This is a genomic window from Streptomyces sp. ID05-39B (genome assembly GCF_033794725.1).
In the GTDB taxonomy this organism is placed as follows: Bacteria; Actinomycetota; Actinomycetes; order Streptomycetales; family Streptomycetaceae; genus Streptomyces; species Streptomyces bobili.
Genome location: NZ_JARGEF010000538.1, coordinates 1 through 755 on the forward strand (window position 1 = coordinate 1; position 755 = coordinate 755).

The following is a 755-nucleotide window of genomic DNA, read 5'->3' on the forward strand; positions in this document are numbered from 1 at the left end:
GAGGCACCCGCCTCTCCCCCGACCCCGACCCTGCCGTGGTTCACCCCGGACTCCGGTCCGGGCCCGGCGGGCCGGCTCTCCGCACCGCACGACGACCGTCCGAGGAGCCCCACGACGAAGGGAATGACGTGAGCGAGCGCGAGAGAGCCGTACCCCGCGGCCGCGGGAGAGCGGCGGCGGCCACCGTCGCCGTACTGGCGGCCGGGTCCGCCGTCCTCCTCGGCCCGGCCGCCCCGCAGGCGCAGGCCGCCGAGGTGTCCTACGCCACCCGCTGCATACCGCCCGCCGGCATCGGCCTGCCCGACGTCAACGGCACCACCAAGGTCGAGATCACCGCGCCGGCCACGGCGAAGGTCGGCGACACCGTCGACCTCGTCTGGAAGTTCACCCAGGCCGCCTCGAAGAACCCCGACATCATCGACCTGCCCGCCGACTCGGTCCAGCCGTCCGGCACCCTCAAGGCGGCCGGCGCGCAGACCGCGAGCGTCGCGATGCAGGGACCGCGGGAGAACCCGGCCATCCCCAAGGGCGGCGCGATGGTCCTGTCCACGATGAAGGGCACCCTGAAGCTGACGGCGGCGGGGCAGGTGACGCTGACCCCGGACGCGTACGTCGTCAACGCGATGTCGACGGACACAAAGTGCGCGCCGACGGAGCCGGTGCAGCCGGCCGCGACCATCACGGTGACGGCCGGGGGCTCCTCCAGCGGCTCGCCGGACCCGTCGCAGTCCCCGCCTCCGTCGCAGTCCCCACCC

1 pseudogene is annotated in these 755 nt (G+C 74.6%); it reads left to right on the top strand.

What is annotated here, in order from left to right:
- Positions 1 to 194 precede the first annotated feature (194 nt).
- A pseudogene (locus P1P75_RS41770) lies at positions 195 to 755 on the top strand (hypothetical protein); the annotation flags it as partial.